The organism is Prosthecobacter sp. (assembly GCF_046154365.1).
Lineage (GTDB): Bacteria > Verrucomicrobiota > Verrucomicrobiia > Verrucomicrobiales > Verrucomicrobiaceae > Prosthecobacter.
In genome coordinates this window covers 13,853-29,899 of the sequence record NZ_JBJXFV010000127.1, presented here as the reverse complement: position 1 = coordinate 29,899, position 16,047 = coordinate 13,853, and the positions used below count along the sequence as shown (strand labels likewise).

Sequence of the window (16,047 nt, the reverse complement as noted above, 5' to 3'; positions counted from 1 at the left end):
TCCACGGATTACGCATGTAATCCATGTTGGCAAACATTTTTTTCAAACGGCCATTCTCCGTGAGGAAATCGAAGAAGCGCTTGCGAGTGCGCCATTCCGCAGCACAAAGCCTGCAACATGGAAAAACTCATCGTACACGGCGGCGCACCGCTCAAAGGTCGCATCAACATCAGCGGATCGAAAAACTCGTCGCTCCCCATCCTCGCGGCCACGCTGCTGACGAAGGAGACCTGCACCATCCGCCGCGTGCCTGACCTCAGCGACACGAATTACATGCTCCAGATTCTCGGCGAACTCGGTGCCGAGGTCGAGCGCGCATCAGGCGTGGTCGTGGTGAAGGCGGAGAAGATCAAATCCGTCGCGCCTTACGATCTCGTGCGCAAAATGCGTGCGTCCATTTGCGTGCTCGGGCCGCTCACGGGGCGTTTGAAGAAATGCACGGTCTCCTTGCCCGGCGGCTGCGTCATCGGCGATCGGCCCGTTGATTTGCATCTCAAAGGCCTCGAAGCACTCGGCGCTCAGGTCACCGTGGATGGCGGTGACATCAGCGTGAACGCCAAGAAGGGCTTCAAAGGCGGCCCGATGAACCTCCTGGGCAAAAGTGGCTCCACCGTGCTCGGCACCGACAACGTCATGATGGCCGCCGTGCTCGCCAAAGGCACCACGATCATCGAAGGCGCTGCCGCCGAGCCGGAAGTCGAAGACCTTGCCAATTTTCTCATCAAAATGGGTGCGAAGATCCAAGGCGCTGGCACCAACCGCATCGTCATCGAAGGTGTGAAAGAGCTGCATGGTGCCGAACACACCGTCATCCCCGATCGCATCGAAGCTGGCACCTTCCTTGTCGCCGGTGCGATGCTTGGTGACGGCGTCACGCTCAAGCGCGTCATGCCTGAGCACATGAAATCCGTCACCGATGCCATGATCAAATGCGGCTTCCCGCTCGAGATCACGAAGGACAGCATCACCGTGCGCCCGAATCCGAACGCGAAAGGCTTCGACCTCACCACGCTCTGCTATCCCGGCTTCCCCACCGACATGCAGGCCCAGTTCTGCGCCCTCGCCTGTGTCATCAACGACACCAGTACGATCACCGAAACCATCTTCCCGCAGCGCTTCATGCATGTGGCCGAAATGAACCGCATGGGCACCAAGATCGAGATTCAAGGAGCCACCGCACGCATTCGTGGCGGTGAGAAGATGAAGGGCGCTCCCGTCATGGCCTCCGATCTACGCGCCTCTGCGGCACTCGTGCTCGCCGGTCTCGTTGCCGAAGGCAAAACCGAGATCAATCGTCTCTACCACATTGACCGTGGCTACGAGCACCTGGATGACAAACTGGCCGCGCTCGGGGCGCAATTGGAGCGGGTGAGGGGATAAGGAAACTCAGATTTAACACCGCAGAGACAGGAACGCCGCAGAGAAAACCTTCTGGATCAATCCTCTGCGGCGTTCCGAACTCTGCGGTGCATTATAAATCAGTGGTTCCTCAAGGAATCAGTTTGAGCAGTGCTTCGGCGGCGGGCGAGAGCACGCTGCCCTTCTGCCACACGGCGGCGATCTGGCGCTGCATCTTCGGTTCACGAATCGTGATCGCTTGAATGGTCTTGGGCAGATTGCCGCCTGCCAGTTGCGGCACCACGGCCAACCCCAGCCCCGCAGCCACCAACGCCCGCACCGTTTCGAGTTCACCGCTCTCGCAGGCGATGCGCGGCTCGAATCCCGCTTTGCGGCACGCTTCCAGCGCCGTGTCACGCGCACGGCCTTTGTAGAAGATGAAGGATTCGGTGGCGAGCTGCTTCAACGCCACCTCTTTGTGCTTCGCCAGCGCATGAGATTTTGCGACGAGCAGCATAAACGGCTCGGTGATGATCGTCAGTGCTTCAAACGCCGCCTTGCTGGCCGGGAGTTGCAGAAAACCAACATCGGCCACGCCGGATTCGACGCTGGCAGCCACGCGCTCGGAGCTGTCCTCGATCAATTGCAGTTCCACCTTGCCATGCAGCCTGCTGAAACTGCGAATGACCTCCGGCAGCAAACATGCGCTCACACTTGGAATCGCTGCGATGACCAATTTGCCGCCGCGAAGTTGCGCCACATCGGAAACGATGGCTTTCGCCGCCTCGGCTTGGGTGAGGAGCGCCTCCGCACGCGGCAGGAAGGCCTTCCCAGCGGCGGTGAGCTGGATTTCTTTGCGGCCACGAATGAACAAGGCGGTGCCGAGTTCCGCTTCGAGATTTTTCATCTGCTGACTCAACGCCGGCTGCGCCATGTGCAAACGCTCCGCTGCCCGCGTAAAACTGCGCTGCCGGGCGATTTGGATGAAGTAACCGAGTTGGTAGAGTTCCATGATTGATGGGCGTCAGCTTGACCTCTCACGCTGGCTTTCCAAGCTCGAATAAACCACCACACGGGCGCGTCCGAAGGCATCTCCCGCCATGAATTCCCTCCTCATCACCTTGGTTGTGCCTGCGCTTCTGTTATCGGCTTGCGTCCCTTTGCGCGTCGAGTTTGTGCATCCTGCGTTGAAGCAGGAAGGACTGAAGGGGAAGACTGTCGCCGTGGGAGAGGTGGTGTCGGCGCATTGGGAAAGCGATCCTGCGCCTTACGACTCGGCCGTCATCATCAGGGCCTGTGAGCAACGGCTGCGCCAGAAGCGTCCGCAGACGACCATCATCAACTCCAGTGTTTTCGAGCGTGCCGTCGGGGAGCTGAGAAGCAGGCCGCCTGTGGCAGTTGATCTGCCGCGCCACGTCGTGAGTGGTGCGCAGGCCGCCAAGGCCAAGTCACAAAACATCGACTACATCCTGCTCATTGAAGTGCTGTACGACCGGCTGGAAAACAATGTGACCCAGCACGAAGAAACCGAGACTGACGAGGAACGTGACAAAGATGGTAAAGTGATCCGTGAGTGCAAACGGACGACTTACGTCACCACCGCGCATGCTACGCGTCGGGTCGGTTCACGGTTTTATCTACTCAACACGCAAAGCCGCGAGACAGTCTGGCAGGCGGTTTCAAACCATCTGCACTGCAACGAAAACTCGACGAGGTCAGGCTCCACGTTCTATGACGTGATGCCAGCCATGCCCGCGCCACCGCCGATGTCGGATGTGGTCGTGGCTTCCACGAACGCCGCCGTGCGCAAGCTGCCCAAATGACGAGCCATCGTCTTTTCCAATCGTCAGCATCGCAAAATCATCTTTTTCTTATGTCCGGGCGCTGCCATGATCGTTCGCATGAGCCGATTTTGCGTCCACACCATCACCACCAAGCCCCTGAGCATCGAGGAATGCCTGGTGCAGTTCCCCAAGCGCGGCGTGGCCGGCATCACGATCTGGCGGCAAGCGCTCGAAGGCCGTGATTTGAGCACGGTTAAGCGCCAGACGAGTGATGCGGGTCTCGAAGTCGTCAGCTTGTGCCGTGGCGGCTTTTTTCCGGCCACATCGGTTTCTGCACGCCAAACCGCCATCGACGACAATCTGAAAGCCATCGAGCAGGCGCATGCGATTGGCGCTCCGCTCATCGTCTTGGTCTGCGGGGCGGTACCAGGCCAGCCGTTGACTGAATCGCGCAAACAAATCACCGATGGCATCGCCGCCGTGCTGCCTGCGTCTGAAAAGGCGGGCGTGAAACTCGCCATCGAACCGCTGCATCCGATGTATGCCGACGATCGCAGCGCGGTGAACACGATGAGGCAGGCGCATGAGATTTGTGACGCGCTCGGGTCACCGAAGTCGGTGGGAATCGCCGTGGATGTGTATCACGTCTGGTGGGACCCGGAGTTGAAGGCGCAAATCGATCTCGCCGGTCAAACGGGCCGCCTGCACGCCTTCCACATCTGCGATTGGAAGACACCGACCACCGATCTCCTCAATGATCGCGGCCTCATGGGCGAAGGCTGCATCAACATCCGCGAAATCAGCGACTGGGTGGACGCCACCGGCTTCACCGGCCACCGCGAAGTCGAAATCTTCTCCAACCGCTGGTGGAGCGGCGATCAGGGCGAGTTCCTCGATAAGATCGCGGCCAGCTACTCCCAGCTCTACTCTTGACCCCAACTTGACCAATCTTTGACCTCTTAACACACCATGGAAACCAAACGAATCGGCATCATCATGAACGGCGTCACCGGACGCATGGGCACCAACCAGCACCTCATCCGCTCGATCAAAGCGATCCGCGATCAAGGCGGTCTCCGCGTGAACGATGATCTCACCTTGATGCCTGACCCCATCCTCACGGGCCGCAATCATGACAAACTCCAAGCGCTGGCCGCACGCACCGGCGTTACCCGCTTCACCACGGATGTCGATGCAGCGCTTGCCAACAAAGACGATACCATCTTCTTCGACGCCTCAGGCACCTTGCAGCGCGCTGGCTTCATCGAGAAGGCGGTGAAGGCCGGCAAAGCCATCTACTGCGAGAAGCCGACCGCTGTCGAGACCAGTGAGGCGCTGCGTCTTGCCAAGCTCTGCGAGGACGCGGGCGTGAAGAACGGCTGCGTGCAGGACAAACTCTGGCTGCCCGGCATTCGCAAGTTCCGCACGCTTCGTGATCAAGGATTCTTCGGCCGCATCCTCAGTGTGCGCGGCGAGTTCGGCTACTGGGTCTTCACCGGTGAAGATGGCGACCAGCCTGCGCAGCGTCCGTCGTGGAACTACCGCAAGGAAGACGGCGGCGGCATCATCGTCGATATGCTCTGCCACTGGCGATATGTGATCGACAATCTGTTTGGCAAAGTGAAGGCTGTGAGCTGCCTCGGTGCCACGCATCTGCCGAAACGTCTCGACGAACGCGGCAAAACTTATGCCTGCACCAGCGATGACGCCTGCTACGCCACCTTCGAGTGCGAGGGCGATGTCATCTGCCAGTTCAACAGCTCCTGGACTGTGCGCGTGCGTCGCGATGATCTGCTGACGATGCAAGTCGATGGCACGCACGGCAGCGCCATCGTCGGCCTGCGCAAATGCTGGGTGCAAAGCATCGGCACCACGCCGCGTCCCACCTGGAACCCCGACATCGACCAGCCCATCGACTTCTTCGGCGGCTGGCAGGAAGTGCCCGATGCCACGACCTATGACAACGCCTTCAAGATCCAGTGGGAGGAGTTCCTCAAGCACGTCGCCATCGACACGCCGTTCCCATGGACGCTGCGTGAAGGCGCGAAAGGCGTGCAACTCGCCGAACTCGGCCTGCAAAGCTGGGAACAGCGGAAATGGCTGCCGGTGGAGGCACTTGTGTGACAGAGTGCTTCCACTTCTTTTGCCATGATCCGATTCATCACTCTCACCGCCGCCCTGTTCGTTGCGCACATTGCTAGCGCCCAAACACTCCTGCCACCATCACCTGCCGAGCTGGCGGTGGATCATGTGAAGCTCATCCGGGCGCTGGATGACGCGGCGCTGAAGCGAGGCGAGACGCTTTACAACACGCTGTGCATCGCCTGCCATGGCACGCCCGAGAAAGCGGGATCACTGCCGCTGTCGCGAGCGTTTTGGAAGGAGCCGTTTAAGAACGGCGGTGATCTGCATGGCCTCTACCGCACGCTGACCACCGGTCTCGGCCTCATGCCACCGTGGCCGATGCTGACTCCGGCGCAGAAGTATGATGTGTCACACTTTGTCCGTGAGAAGTTCGTGAAGCCGACCAATGCCGCCGCTTACACGCTGGTGACAGACGCGTATCTCACCAAGCTGCCGAAGCCGCAGGGTGAGTTCGTCGAGACGGCGGCGATGAAGGAGTTTCAGCAAGGGCCGAAGTATCTGCGCATGGACTTCGGCCCGGCGCTGTTGTGGACACTCGAAGCCGCGCCGGGCAACATTGCGTACAAAGGCATCACCGTGCGGCTGGATGAAGGCGCGGGAGGCGTTAGCAAAGGTCGCGTGTGGATGCTCTACGATCACGACACACTGCGTGTGGCCGCTGCCTGGGCTGGCGACAAGTTCGTCGATTGGCGTGGCATCGCCTTCGATGGCTCGCATGGCACGCACACGAGCATCGTGGGCGAGAAGGCCTTCGTGAACGCGAACACGCCTGGCTGGGCAAATCCCGCCACGGGTCGCTATGACGAGGCCCGCCTGCTCGGTGACGACAAGTTACCCTACGGCCCGCTGCCGCGTGATTGGATGCGATTTGAAGGTCTCTCGCATCACGGTCAGCGTGTCGTGCTGCACTATCAGGTGGGTAAAGCGAAGGTGCTGGAGTCTCCCGGAGTCGAAGTGGTGGACGGGAAGCTCGTTTTCACCCGCACGCTCGAAGTCGGTGCCTGTGACACCGCTTTGGAGATGCGCATCGCCGACACAAAACAGCGTGTGAGCAGCGTTGGTGGCGAGCTGGCCGTCTCGGAGGCCTTTCAAGTGCTGCGAGTGCCTGCACGCGGCGAAATGCTGCGCGTGACGGTGCGCATCGCGTCTGATCTCAAAGCTCCTGCGGGCATGAAAGCCATCACGCCTGCCGCTGACCTCGCGGCACTCACGAAAGGCAACGCACCGCAGTGGGCGGTTAGCTTGCCTGCTGCAAAAGGCACCACGATTACGGGTGAAGGCATCGAGGCCGACACGCTCGCGTTTCCTGACGCCGCCACGAATCCCTGGCACACGCAATGGCGACCCGGTGGCCTCGACTTCTTCGCCGATGGCAAGCGCATGGCCGTCTGCACTTGGATGGGCGATGTGTGGGTCGTGGAAGGCCTCACTGGCCCACAGCAAGAATGGCGACGCATCGCCGCCGGGCTGAATCAGCCGCTCGGACTGAAAATCATCAACGACGTCATCCACATCACTTGTCGCGATCAGCTCGTGAAACTGCGCGACCTCAATGGCGACGGCGAAACCGACTTCTACGAATGCTTCAACAGCGATCACCAAGTCACTGAGCACTTCCACGAGTTCGCGATGGGCCTGCAAACCGATGCCGCAGGCGATTTCTACTACGCCAAGTCCGCCCGCCATGCGAAGCCGCCTCTCGTGCCACAGCACGGCACCTTGCTCCGAGTGAGCAAAGACGGCTCGCAGACCGACATCGTCGCCAATGGCTTCCGTGCGGCCAATGGCGTGTGTGTGAATGACGACGGCACCTTTTATGTCACCGATCAAGAAGGCCACTGGACGCCGAAGAACCGCATCAACCTCGTGCGGCCCGGCAGCTTCAATGGCAACCTCTGGTCCCACGGCGCACCGGCTGACAAAGCCGACTCCGCGATGGCGCAACCACTCGTCTGGCTCACGAACGAGATGGATCGCTCACCCGGCGAACTGGTGCGAGTGACCCCGCCGCAGTGGGCACCGTTGCAAAATCAGCTCATCGACCTCAGCTACGGCATGGGCCGCGCCTTCCTCATTTTGCAGGACGAAGGCGATGCTGCGCAGGGTGCCGCAGTCGCTCTGCCGCTCCAGGATTTCCCCACCGGCATCATGCGCGGCCGCTTTCATCCGCAAACCGGCGACCTCTACGCCTGCGGCATGGCCGTGTGGGCCAGCAACAAGATTCAAGACGGCGGCGTGTATCGCATCCGCCGCACCACCGCGCCGATGCATCTGCCCATCGCCTGGCGCACCGCTCCGCGCTCGATCACGATCACCTTCAGTGATGCGCTCGACAAAGCCACTGCCGAAGACCTCAGCCATCACACACTGAAGGTCTGGGACCTGCTGCGCAGCGCCAACTACGGCTCCAAGCATCTCCACGAACGCCCTTTGACCATCACCGCCGCCCAGCTCGCCGACGATGCCCGCACGCTCACCCTCACGATCCCCGACCTCGCGCCAACTCGCGGCCTGGAGTTGAACTGCACGCTCAAAGGCATGGGCGGGACGGCTTTCACGCGCAGCATCCATGCGACGATTCATCAACTGCCCTCGCCCTGACATGAAACTCATCATCAGCCTGCTTCTGCTACCAACTCTCATCTGCGCTGCCGAGATGCCATTCAATCACTCCATCACTCCAAAGGCCCGGGACTCCCAAATCTTGATGACGCGAGGTATAAGCTTGAGCGTGTGTGCCTCGCGTCCATCGTCCGCCAGAAAAGTGGCGAGCAGGCTCCGCCATGCTCGCGCTCCGTGATTGCTGTGCGATGGGTGGCCTCTCCATGTCCGACCACCCGCTGCTGCGCCGACTGCCGAAATCCACTGACTGCTCGAATGACGAGCTGCTGGCGGCGTTTCTCGATTATGTGGCGGAAAAGAAGCTGGAGCTGTATCCGGCGCAGGAGGAGGCGATCTTAGAGCTGTTGGATGATCGCAACGTGATCCTCAACACGCCGACGGGATCGGGGAAGTCGTTGGTTGCCACGGCGATGCATTTCCGCGCGTTGGCGAAGGGGCGGCGATCCGTGTACACCTGCCCGATCAAGGCGCTGGTGAATGAAAAATTCCTGGCGCTGTGCCGCGACTTCGGCCCGGACAACGTCGGCATGGCCACGGGTGACGCGACCGTGAACCGCAAGGCACCGATCCTGTGCTGCACGGCGGAGATTCTGGCGAACTACGCGCTGCGTGACGGCGCGCAGGCACCGTTCCGCGAGGTGATTATGGACGAGTTTCACTACTACTCGGACAAGGAGCGCGGCGTGGCCTGGCAGGTGCCGCTGCTGACGATGAGTAATGCGCGTTTCCTCCTGATGTCGGCGACGATGGGCGGGACGGAGTTTTTTAAAGACGGACTCACGCGGCTGACGAAAGCGGAGACGACGGTGATTTCGTCAGCGGTGCGGCCGGTGCCGTTGGAGTTTAGCTATGTGCAAACGTCGGTGGATGTGACGCTGCAGGAGCTGGTGGAGGCAAACAAAGCGCCGGTGTATCTCGTTCACTTCACGCAGAATGATGCTGCGCAGGCGGCGCAGGATTTGATGAGCCTGAATTTTTGCTCGGCGGCGGAAAAAGCGTCGATTAAGGAGCTGATGGCGGGCGCGAAGTTCACCAGCCCGTATGGCAAGGAGGTGAAAAAGTATCTCAGCCATGGCGTGGGCATCCATCATGCCGGTTTGCTGCCGAAGTATCGCGTGCTGGTGGAGAAGCTGGCGCAGCGCGGCCTGTTGAAGGTGATCTGTGGCACGGACACGCTGGGCGTGGGCGTGAACGTGCCGATCCGCACCGTGCTGCTCACGCGATTGAGCAAATACAGTGGCGAAAAGGTCGCCACGCTCACGGCGCGAGATTTTCACCAGATCACCGGCCGTGCAGGCCGTCGTGGCTTTGATGACGTGGGTTATGTCGTGTGTCAGGCACCGGAGCATGTCGTCGAAAACGCGAAGATGGAGGCGAAGGCGGCCGGGGACGTGAAGAAGATGCGCAAGATGGTGAAAAAGAAGCCGCCGGAGGGTTTCGTGGGCTGGAATGAGGACACCTTCAAGAAGCTGCAAGCCGCGTCGCCGGAACCGCTGGTGTCGCGCTTCCAAGCCTCGCATGGGATGCTGTTGCAGGTGCTCAGCCGCAGTGGCGATGGCTGTGCGTCGATGCGGCGGCTGATCGCGGATTCGCACGAGACGGCGAATGCGAAAACGCAGCACGAGAAGCGTGCGTGGCAGCTTTTCCGGGCGCTGGTGCAGCGGAAGATCGTTGAAATCATCCCCACGGCCCAGCGCGGAGCCGATGGGACGAAGCTGCGGCTCAATGTGGCCTTGCAGGACGATTTTTCGCTCAACTACACGCTCTCGCTCTATCTCATCGACACGCTGGCGCTGATTGACCCCGCGTCACCGACTTACGCGGCGGATGTGATGACCTTGTGCGAGTCCATTCTCGAAAACCCGGACATCATCCTGCGCCGGCAGCTCGATGCGTTAAAGACCGATGCGATGATGGTGATGAAGAGCGAAGGCGTGCCGTTTGAGGAGCGCATCGCGAAGCTGGAGGAGCTGGAATACCCGAAGCCCTGCCGCGACTTCATCTACAACACCTTCAACGCCTTCAGCGAGGCACATCCGTGGGTGGGCCAGGAAAACATCCGGCCCAAGAGCATCGCCCGCGAGATGTTCGAGAATTTCCGCAGCTTCGCCGACTACATCAACGACTACGAGCTGCATCGTGCGGAAGGTGTGCTGCTGCGGCATCTCTCCAGCGTTCACAAAGTGCTGGCGCAAACGGTGCCGGACAGCTTCAAGAACGAGGCGGTGCAGGAGATGGAGTCGTGGATTGCTGGAGTGTTGCGCGGGACTGATTCGAGCTTGCTCGATGAATGGGAGAAGCTGCGTGATCCGAACTACAAACCGGATGAAGTCGAAGAAAAGCCCGTCGAAGCCCCCGACATCACGCGGAACAAGCGCGAGTTCACCGCGCTCATTCGCACGGAGATTTTTCGCTTCATGCAGCAACTCGTCAGCGGCAAGATCAACCAACCCGAGCTGGAAGACTACTACACCGAGCATGAGCGCATTCGCCTCGACAATGAAGCCCGCAATGGTCGTCACACTTATGTGGAGCCGAGCGAGGATGGTCAGTCGTGGCGCATCTGCCAGGTGCTGATCGACCCCGAGGAACTCAACGACTGGCAGCTCGAATTCCGCGTGGATCTGGCCCAAGCACGCGAGGATGGGAAACCGACGCTGGTGTTGGTCGGATTGAACAAGATCGGGTAGCTGGCGGGTCGTCAAGGATGGGAAAATACTCGTCGACTGACATCGTGAATGAATGAATCATGGTTCTTGATGAACGACACGACCGATCATGAGCCAAAGGCAGAGGTGCTGCTCGAAATTCCGCTTCGTCGAGAAATCGTCCTGGATGCTGAGACGGATCAAAAGTTTGATAGATTGGTCTATGGTAATCAGGCGGAACGTGAAATGGCAGCATTTTGGCTGAGGAATATTCACTGCTACGCGGGATTGGCTCTTGGCATTTATGGATCGCTCATGGGTGGCTTGGCCTTTGTGGCGTGCTTGATCCTGACACTGGGTCTATCGTTGTATTCTCAGCATCGGATTCTTGCGAAGACACTTTTACAAAGCGTTGTCAAGACGAGGATTCCGACGCGGGTCAGCATCGAAGTCACTGAGGATGGCTTGGTAGAGATGGATCGTGGCGTTGAGTCACGCTTTGGTTGGAAGGCGATGAATCAGTGGTTTCTCGTGGATGGCGTCCTGTTCATTCAACTCAACAACGCCAAGTGGGCTGTGGTGCCGGAAAAAGGCATAGAACCTGCCCCCATTCGTCTACATGACCTCGGTAGCTTTTTAACATTGAAAGGCGTGCCGGGTCGCCAAATCGACTCATAGGCGTTCGCTTGTGGTGCAGGGCTTGTGCATGCAATGACGCTCTTAACTCAAACCGTGTGCAACATCCGGCTTGGTAGTCGCAGAGCGACGAGCGTGGCATTGCCCGGCCTTTCAAGGCCGGGAATCCTGGTGCCTTTTGCGCCAAGCTATTTGCTGTGTCGCAGAGCGACACGCGAACCGGTCGCTGGCAAGTGGCGGGTAGGAGCGGGTCGCGGGTTCGAGCGTCGCTCTGCGACGCGGCCTCATGGTGAATGGTTCGCTGGGGATCGTTCCCGGCCTTGAATAGGCCGGGCAACGCCACGCACGTCGCTCTGCGACTGCCAGATCAGTCTTCAAAAGCGGGCTATAATGATCCACTTCTTTGATCCGAGGCGTAAGACTTGATGCGGGACGGATTGCATGGCTTGCATCGTTGGATTTAGCGGCAAAGCTGCTGTCATGAAACCAACCGCTTCCCAACTCATTGACCGCCGCAGTTTTTTAAAGGCCACAGGCGCTGGCGCCAGTTCATTCCTCATTCTGCCAAGCGGCCTGCTGCGCGGGCAGGCTGCGGCGAAGCTGAATGTGGCCTTTATCGGCATGGGCGGACAGATTCAGGGACATGTGAGCAAGCTCATGCAACTGGGGCACAATGTGGCGGCGCTGTGTGATGTGGATGCGGGGCAAATCGCGAATTCACAGAAGCGACACGGTGCTGGCGTGGCCAAAGCGGCGGTCTATGCGGATTACCGCATGCTTTTGGAAAAGGAGAAGGCGCTGGATGCCGTCGTGATCGCCACGCCTGACCACTGGCATGCGCCGATCTGCCGCGCGGCGATGCAGGCGGGCAAGCATGTCTATTGCGAGAAGCCGCTGACGCATACCATCGCTGAAGCGCGTCAACTGCGTGAGCTTTCCAAGGCGTCGAAAGTCATCACCCAGACGGGGAACCAGGGCAGTGCGTCGCCAAACCTGCGCCGCAGCATGGAACTCATCGCGGCGAACTTTTTTGGAGCCATCACTGAGATTCACGTCTGGCACCCGGCGCATAGCTGGCCGAGCGGTGTGGAGCGGCCGGCGGGCAGTGATACGGTGCCTGCGGGCCTCGATTGGGACTTCTGGCTCGGCACCGCACCGGTGCGGCCATTCAAAGCGGGCAATTATCATCCAGCGTTGTGGCGTGGCTGGTATGATTTCGGCAACGGATCGCTCGGTGATTTCTGCTGTCATGCTTTCAACATGCCGGTGCGGGCGCTCAACCTCGACTATCCGACGCGGATCGAAGTCAGCGGCACGGATCTTGGCAAGGAAAGCTACGCGAAGGCCTGCACCGTGCGCTATCACTTCCCTGCACGCGGTGAGCGGGGTCCGGTGAAGTTGAACTTCTACACGGGCGGCGACCTACCACCCGAAGGCGTCACCGCAGCCTTGATCAAATCTTTTGGCAGCCTGCCACGCACAGGATGCCTGCTGGTCGGAGCGAATGGCCAGCTCCAGAGCGGGCTATGGAACTCCGACTGCTACATCAAGCTCAACGAGGATCCAAGATTCCTCGGCGCAGACAATCATCCGACCGCCAAACAAGTCTCGCACTCGATCCCACGCGTCAAAGGCCACATGGATGAATGGGTGGACGCCTGCCTCGGCGGCCCGAAGGTGTTTTCCGACTTCGACTTCGGCGGTCACCTCACCGAGATCGGCCTAGCGGGCAATGTGGCGCTGCGTTTGCAAAAGAACATCGACTGGGACGGTCCCAACATGAAAGTCCCCGGCATGCCGGAGGCCGATGCATTCATTCGTAAAGAGGATCGCGCGAAGTATCGCATGTAGCGTGGATTGCTCATGCTGCGTTTGTGGCGACGCGGGGCTCAGACATCCTGACCCCGGCCCCATCATTGACCGCATTCTTATCTAACGATGGGAACACCAATGATCCCTCTGCGACCGTCCATCCTCTGCGGTTAAAACCAGGTACCCGCAGAGGATGGACGGTCGCAGAGAAGAACTGGCCCACTGAGTTTCCTCTGAGGTAAGGATGTTTGGGGCTGTCGCGCGGAATTCCGATTCCGCGACGGCACCGATTTGGCATCGGAATACCGAGCTACGAAAAATGGCCGCCACTTTGCTACACTTTCTTCCGGGGGCTTTCGCATGCGCTCGGAGCCGGATAGTTTGGCGGCGATCACGTTGGGAGTTGCGTCGTGGCAGGCGCCAAACACATCCGGCCTGCGTGCTTGCGGTCAGCGCCAGCCTTCGCCAAGACGAAGCTGGCGCTTATCCACGTGCCATTCATGCCAAGCCTACACTTTCAGCAGCTCACGTGCCTGCGCGATGCCGTCGGCGGGGCGGCCGTATTCGCTGGCGGTGACGCGGGTGAGGGCGACGAGATGCCGCCAGCGGAAGGCGGCGCGGGTGCTGTTGAAGTCATCCGCCGCGGTGTGGTAGAACTTCTCCGCGTGCAGGGCACCATCTTCACTGATGGCATACTTGCGCATCAGGGCGAAGGCGGCGAGCGGATCATGCTTGAGGTCGCCGTAGCGCTGCATGTGGTTCGCGGCGCGGACTTGGAGGTTGCTGCGGATCGCGGCTTCGGCGTCACGCAGCAGGCTGGCGGCATCGGTGGCCTTGATGCCGCTGGTCTGTGAGGTCACGGGCTGCCAGTGCAGGAAATCGCCGCCGCGCTCGATGCGGTCCTTGGCGACCTGATGCGCGCCGACGATGAAGCAGGCGAAGCTGTTCCGCGTGTTGGCACTGCGGGACATGTTGCGCCACGCATTGGCCGAGTCGCAGGCATGCACGCCGATGGAAGTGAACGTCTTCAGAAAAAAGAAGCGGGGCGGCTTTGGGTGCCTTGCGGTCCTGCCGCCCCGCTGGAATCGGGATAATCGTTGTGTCGCATCAAAGGTCCGCCTGGGAGCTTGCTCTTGAGAGACGGCCAGGAAGCCGGTGGGTGTGACAAGGCGCATTGCAGCAGGTTCGTGATTGGAGAACAAGACTATTTTTTGCCAAAAATACGGCGGGCTTGGTCCCGGCCTGGTGGGCTGACTGAAATGAGATGCAAAAAAAACGCGGAGCCAGTTTCCTGGCTCCGCGTGTTGTGATCAGTGAAATGGAATTGCGTGCTTACTTCTTCTGCAAGGGCGCAACTTCTGCACCCACAGGCACTTTGTCAGCCGCGACGATCTTCCACACCGCACCGCGTGCCTCTTGATACGGATCAGTCTTGCCACCATAGCCAGCCGTGCCGTGGCAGATGTAAAGCGCGCCGTCTTCGCCTTCGCCGCCGCCGGTGGGGCGTAACGGGGTGTCGAGATCGAGCAGTTCCTGCATCTGCCAGGCACCCGCGCCATCGCGTTGCAGGCCCCAGATTTTGCCGGAACCCCAGTCGGCCACGAAGCACACGCCATCCATGCTCGGGTAGTCTTTGCCGCGATAGACACCGACGCCGATGACGCAGGTGCCCTGATCGACGTGGCTGTATTCCGCGACGGGCAGTTTGCCGATCTGCGTCCAGTTGTCGGGATTGACGCTCGTTTCGGTGCCGTCGGGATTCTTCTTCAAGATCTGCGGGAACGGATGGCTGCCGCACATGGCCTTCCAGCCGTAGTTGATGCCGCCTTTGCAGCCCGCAGGCTCGACGTTGATCTCTTCCCAGTGATTCTGGCCGATGTCATAGACGTAGAACTCGCCGGTCTTGCTGTCGAAGCTCATCGTCCATGGATTGCGGATGCCGTAGCTCCAGATTTCAGGCTTCGCCTTCGGCTGAATCTTCGAGAACGCTTCTTCGCTAATGCCAAACAACGTCATCTGCTGCAACGGTGTGATGAAGGGGTTGTCCTTCGGGATGCCGTAGCCTTTTTCGGTGGTGCGGGTGTTCACGTCGATGCGCAGCACTTTGCCGAGCGTGGTGCTGAGATCCTGGCCGGCATTGAGCACGTCGCCTTCCCAGCCGCCGTCACCGCTGCCGATGTAAAGATAACCATCGGGGCCAAAGCAGATCTCGCCGCCGTTGTGATTGCAATACGGACGCTCGAGCTGCATCACCACGCGGGCGCTGTCAGGGTCCGCTTGATCAGGATTGCTGGCCTTCACCTTGTATTCGACGATGAAGCCGTCGCCGTTGAACCACATGTCGGAGTAGTGGATGTAGAACAGGCCGTTCTCCTTGAACTTCGGATGGAATTCGAGGTCGTAGAGGCCCTGTTCGAGGAAGGAGCTGACGGTCTTGTCCTTGATGTCGAGGAAGGGCTTCCGCAGCACCTTGCCATCCTTGACGATCTTCACCACGCCGGGCCGCTCGCAGATGAACACGCGGCCCGTGCCGTCTTTCGGACAGGCCACATGCACCGGTTCGACGAGGTCATCGGCGACCTTCACGAGTTGGATGGCGACCGGCTTCGGCAGCTTGCCGCCGGGCTGGACGGGTTTCGGATCTTCCGCACGGGAGAGTGCAGGCAAGGCCAGCAGGCCGAGCGCGAGTGAGAGAGTGTGGTTCAATTTCATGTGGGTTGGGTAAATCAAGAATTGCGAGGTTATGCAACCGCCGAAACTCAGGCAAGCATGAAATCGTCGATCGCGGTGGAGTTTTTCAGCCGATGTATGGCAAAATGACTCCAGGCGGGAAATCGGTGCGTAAAGCCACTCTTCACAGGAGCGCCAACGGCGCTCAGGAATCCAGCCCAGGGCAAGCGAGGCTCGGCGAGCGCCGCCCTGGGTGCGCATAAAACGACACCTCACCCAAGGCCGCGCCCTGACGGAGCGCAGGAAAACTCGCTTCAACTCACGCGGCCATCTTGCATCACAACGACGCATTCCCGCGCTCCGTTGGAGCGCCTCCTTGAACCAATCGAATG

The 16,047-nt window shown here is 60.0% G+C and carries 11 protein-coding genes; 7 read left to right on the top strand and 4 right to left on the bottom strand.

The window, feature by feature from the left end; all coding sequences use genetic code 11:
* The first annotated feature begins 117 nt into the window (after positions 1–117).
* Positions 118–1,380 carry a UDP-N-acetylglucosamine 1-carboxyvinyltransferase gene (murA, locus tag ACKVY0_RS16570; protein ID WP_409215936.1) on the top strand — a complete coding sequence of 421 codons (1,263 nt, stop codon included), beginning with the start codon at positions 118–120 and terminating at the stop codon, positions 1,378–1,380.
* Positions 1,381–1,489: 109 nt separating this feature from the next.
* Here the strand turns inward: murA and ACKVY0_RS16565 are convergent, their stop codons facing one another.
* Positions 1,490–2,350, bottom strand: coding sequence for a LysR family transcriptional regulator (locus ACKVY0_RS16565; protein ID WP_409215935.1), 861 nt, complete (start codon positions 2,348–2,350; stop codon positions 1,490–1,492).
* Between the two features lie 436 nt (positions 2,351–2,786).
* Entirely contained in the window at positions 2,787–2,945 is a 159-nt protein-coding gene (locus ACKVY0_RS16560; RefSeq protein ID WP_409215934.1) for a hypothetical protein, read from the bottom strand.
* Between the two features lie 294 nt (positions 2,946–3,239).
* On the opposite strand from ACKVY0_RS16560, the gene ACKVY0_RS16555 reads away from it, so the two are divergent.
* The 6 genes from ACKVY0_RS16555 to ACKVY0_RS16530 all read left to right on the top strand — a co-directional run bounded on the left by ACKVY0_RS16555 (position 3,240) and on the right by ACKVY0_RS16530 (position 13,024).
* Positions 3,240–4,055: a sugar phosphate isomerase/epimerase family protein gene (locus tag ACKVY0_RS16555; RefSeq protein WP_409215933.1), complete on the top strand. Its 816-nt coding sequence runs from the start codon at positions 3,240–3,242 to the stop codon at positions 4,053–4,055.
* Positions 4,056–4,091: 36 nt separating this feature from the next.
* On the top strand, positions 4,092–5,246 hold the full coding sequence (locus ACKVY0_RS16550) for a Gfo/Idh/MocA family protein (RefSeq protein ID WP_409215932.1): 1,155 nt from the start codon (positions 4,092–4,094) through the stop codon (positions 5,244–5,246).
* Between the two features lie 24 nt (positions 5,247–5,270).
* A complete protein-coding gene (locus ACKVY0_RS16545) occupies positions 5,271–7,868 on the top strand; it encodes a DUF6797 domain-containing protein (protein ID WP_409215931.1) in 2,598 nt (865 codons plus the stop codon).
* Between the two features lie 224 nt (positions 7,869–8,092).
* Positions 8,093–10,579: a DEAD/DEAH box helicase gene (locus ACKVY0_RS16540; RefSeq protein ID WP_409215962.1), complete on the top strand. Its 2,487-nt coding sequence runs from the start codon at positions 8,093–8,095 to the stop codon at positions 10,577–10,579.
* A 69-nt stretch (positions 10,580–10,648) separates the two neighbouring features.
* Positions 10,649–11,215, top strand: a complete 567-nt coding sequence (locus ACKVY0_RS16535; RefSeq protein WP_409215930.1) for a hypothetical protein — start codon at positions 10,649–10,651, stop codon at positions 11,213–11,215.
* A 438-nt stretch (positions 11,216–11,653) separates the two neighbouring features.
* Entirely contained in the window at positions 11,654–13,024 is a 1,371-nt protein-coding gene (locus ACKVY0_RS16530; RefSeq protein WP_409215929.1) for a Gfo/Idh/MocA family protein, read from the top strand.
* 470 nt (positions 13,025–13,494) lie between these two features.
* On the opposite strand, the gene ACKVY0_RS16525 is transcribed toward ACKVY0_RS16530, so the two are convergent.
* The gene (locus ACKVY0_RS16525) at positions 13,495–13,956 is read right to left on the bottom strand and encodes a hypothetical protein (RefSeq protein WP_409215928.1); all 462 of its coding nucleotides are present in this window, start codon (positions 13,954–13,956) and stop codon (positions 13,495–13,497) included.
* 361 nt (positions 13,957–14,317) lie between these two features.
* Positions 14,318–15,697 (bottom strand): PQQ-dependent sugar dehydrogenase, encoded by a 1,380-nt coding sequence (locus tag ACKVY0_RS16520; RefSeq protein WP_409215927.1) that lies wholly within the window; start codon positions 15,695–15,697, stop codon positions 14,318–14,320.
* Positions 15,698–16,047 lie beyond the last annotated feature (350 nt).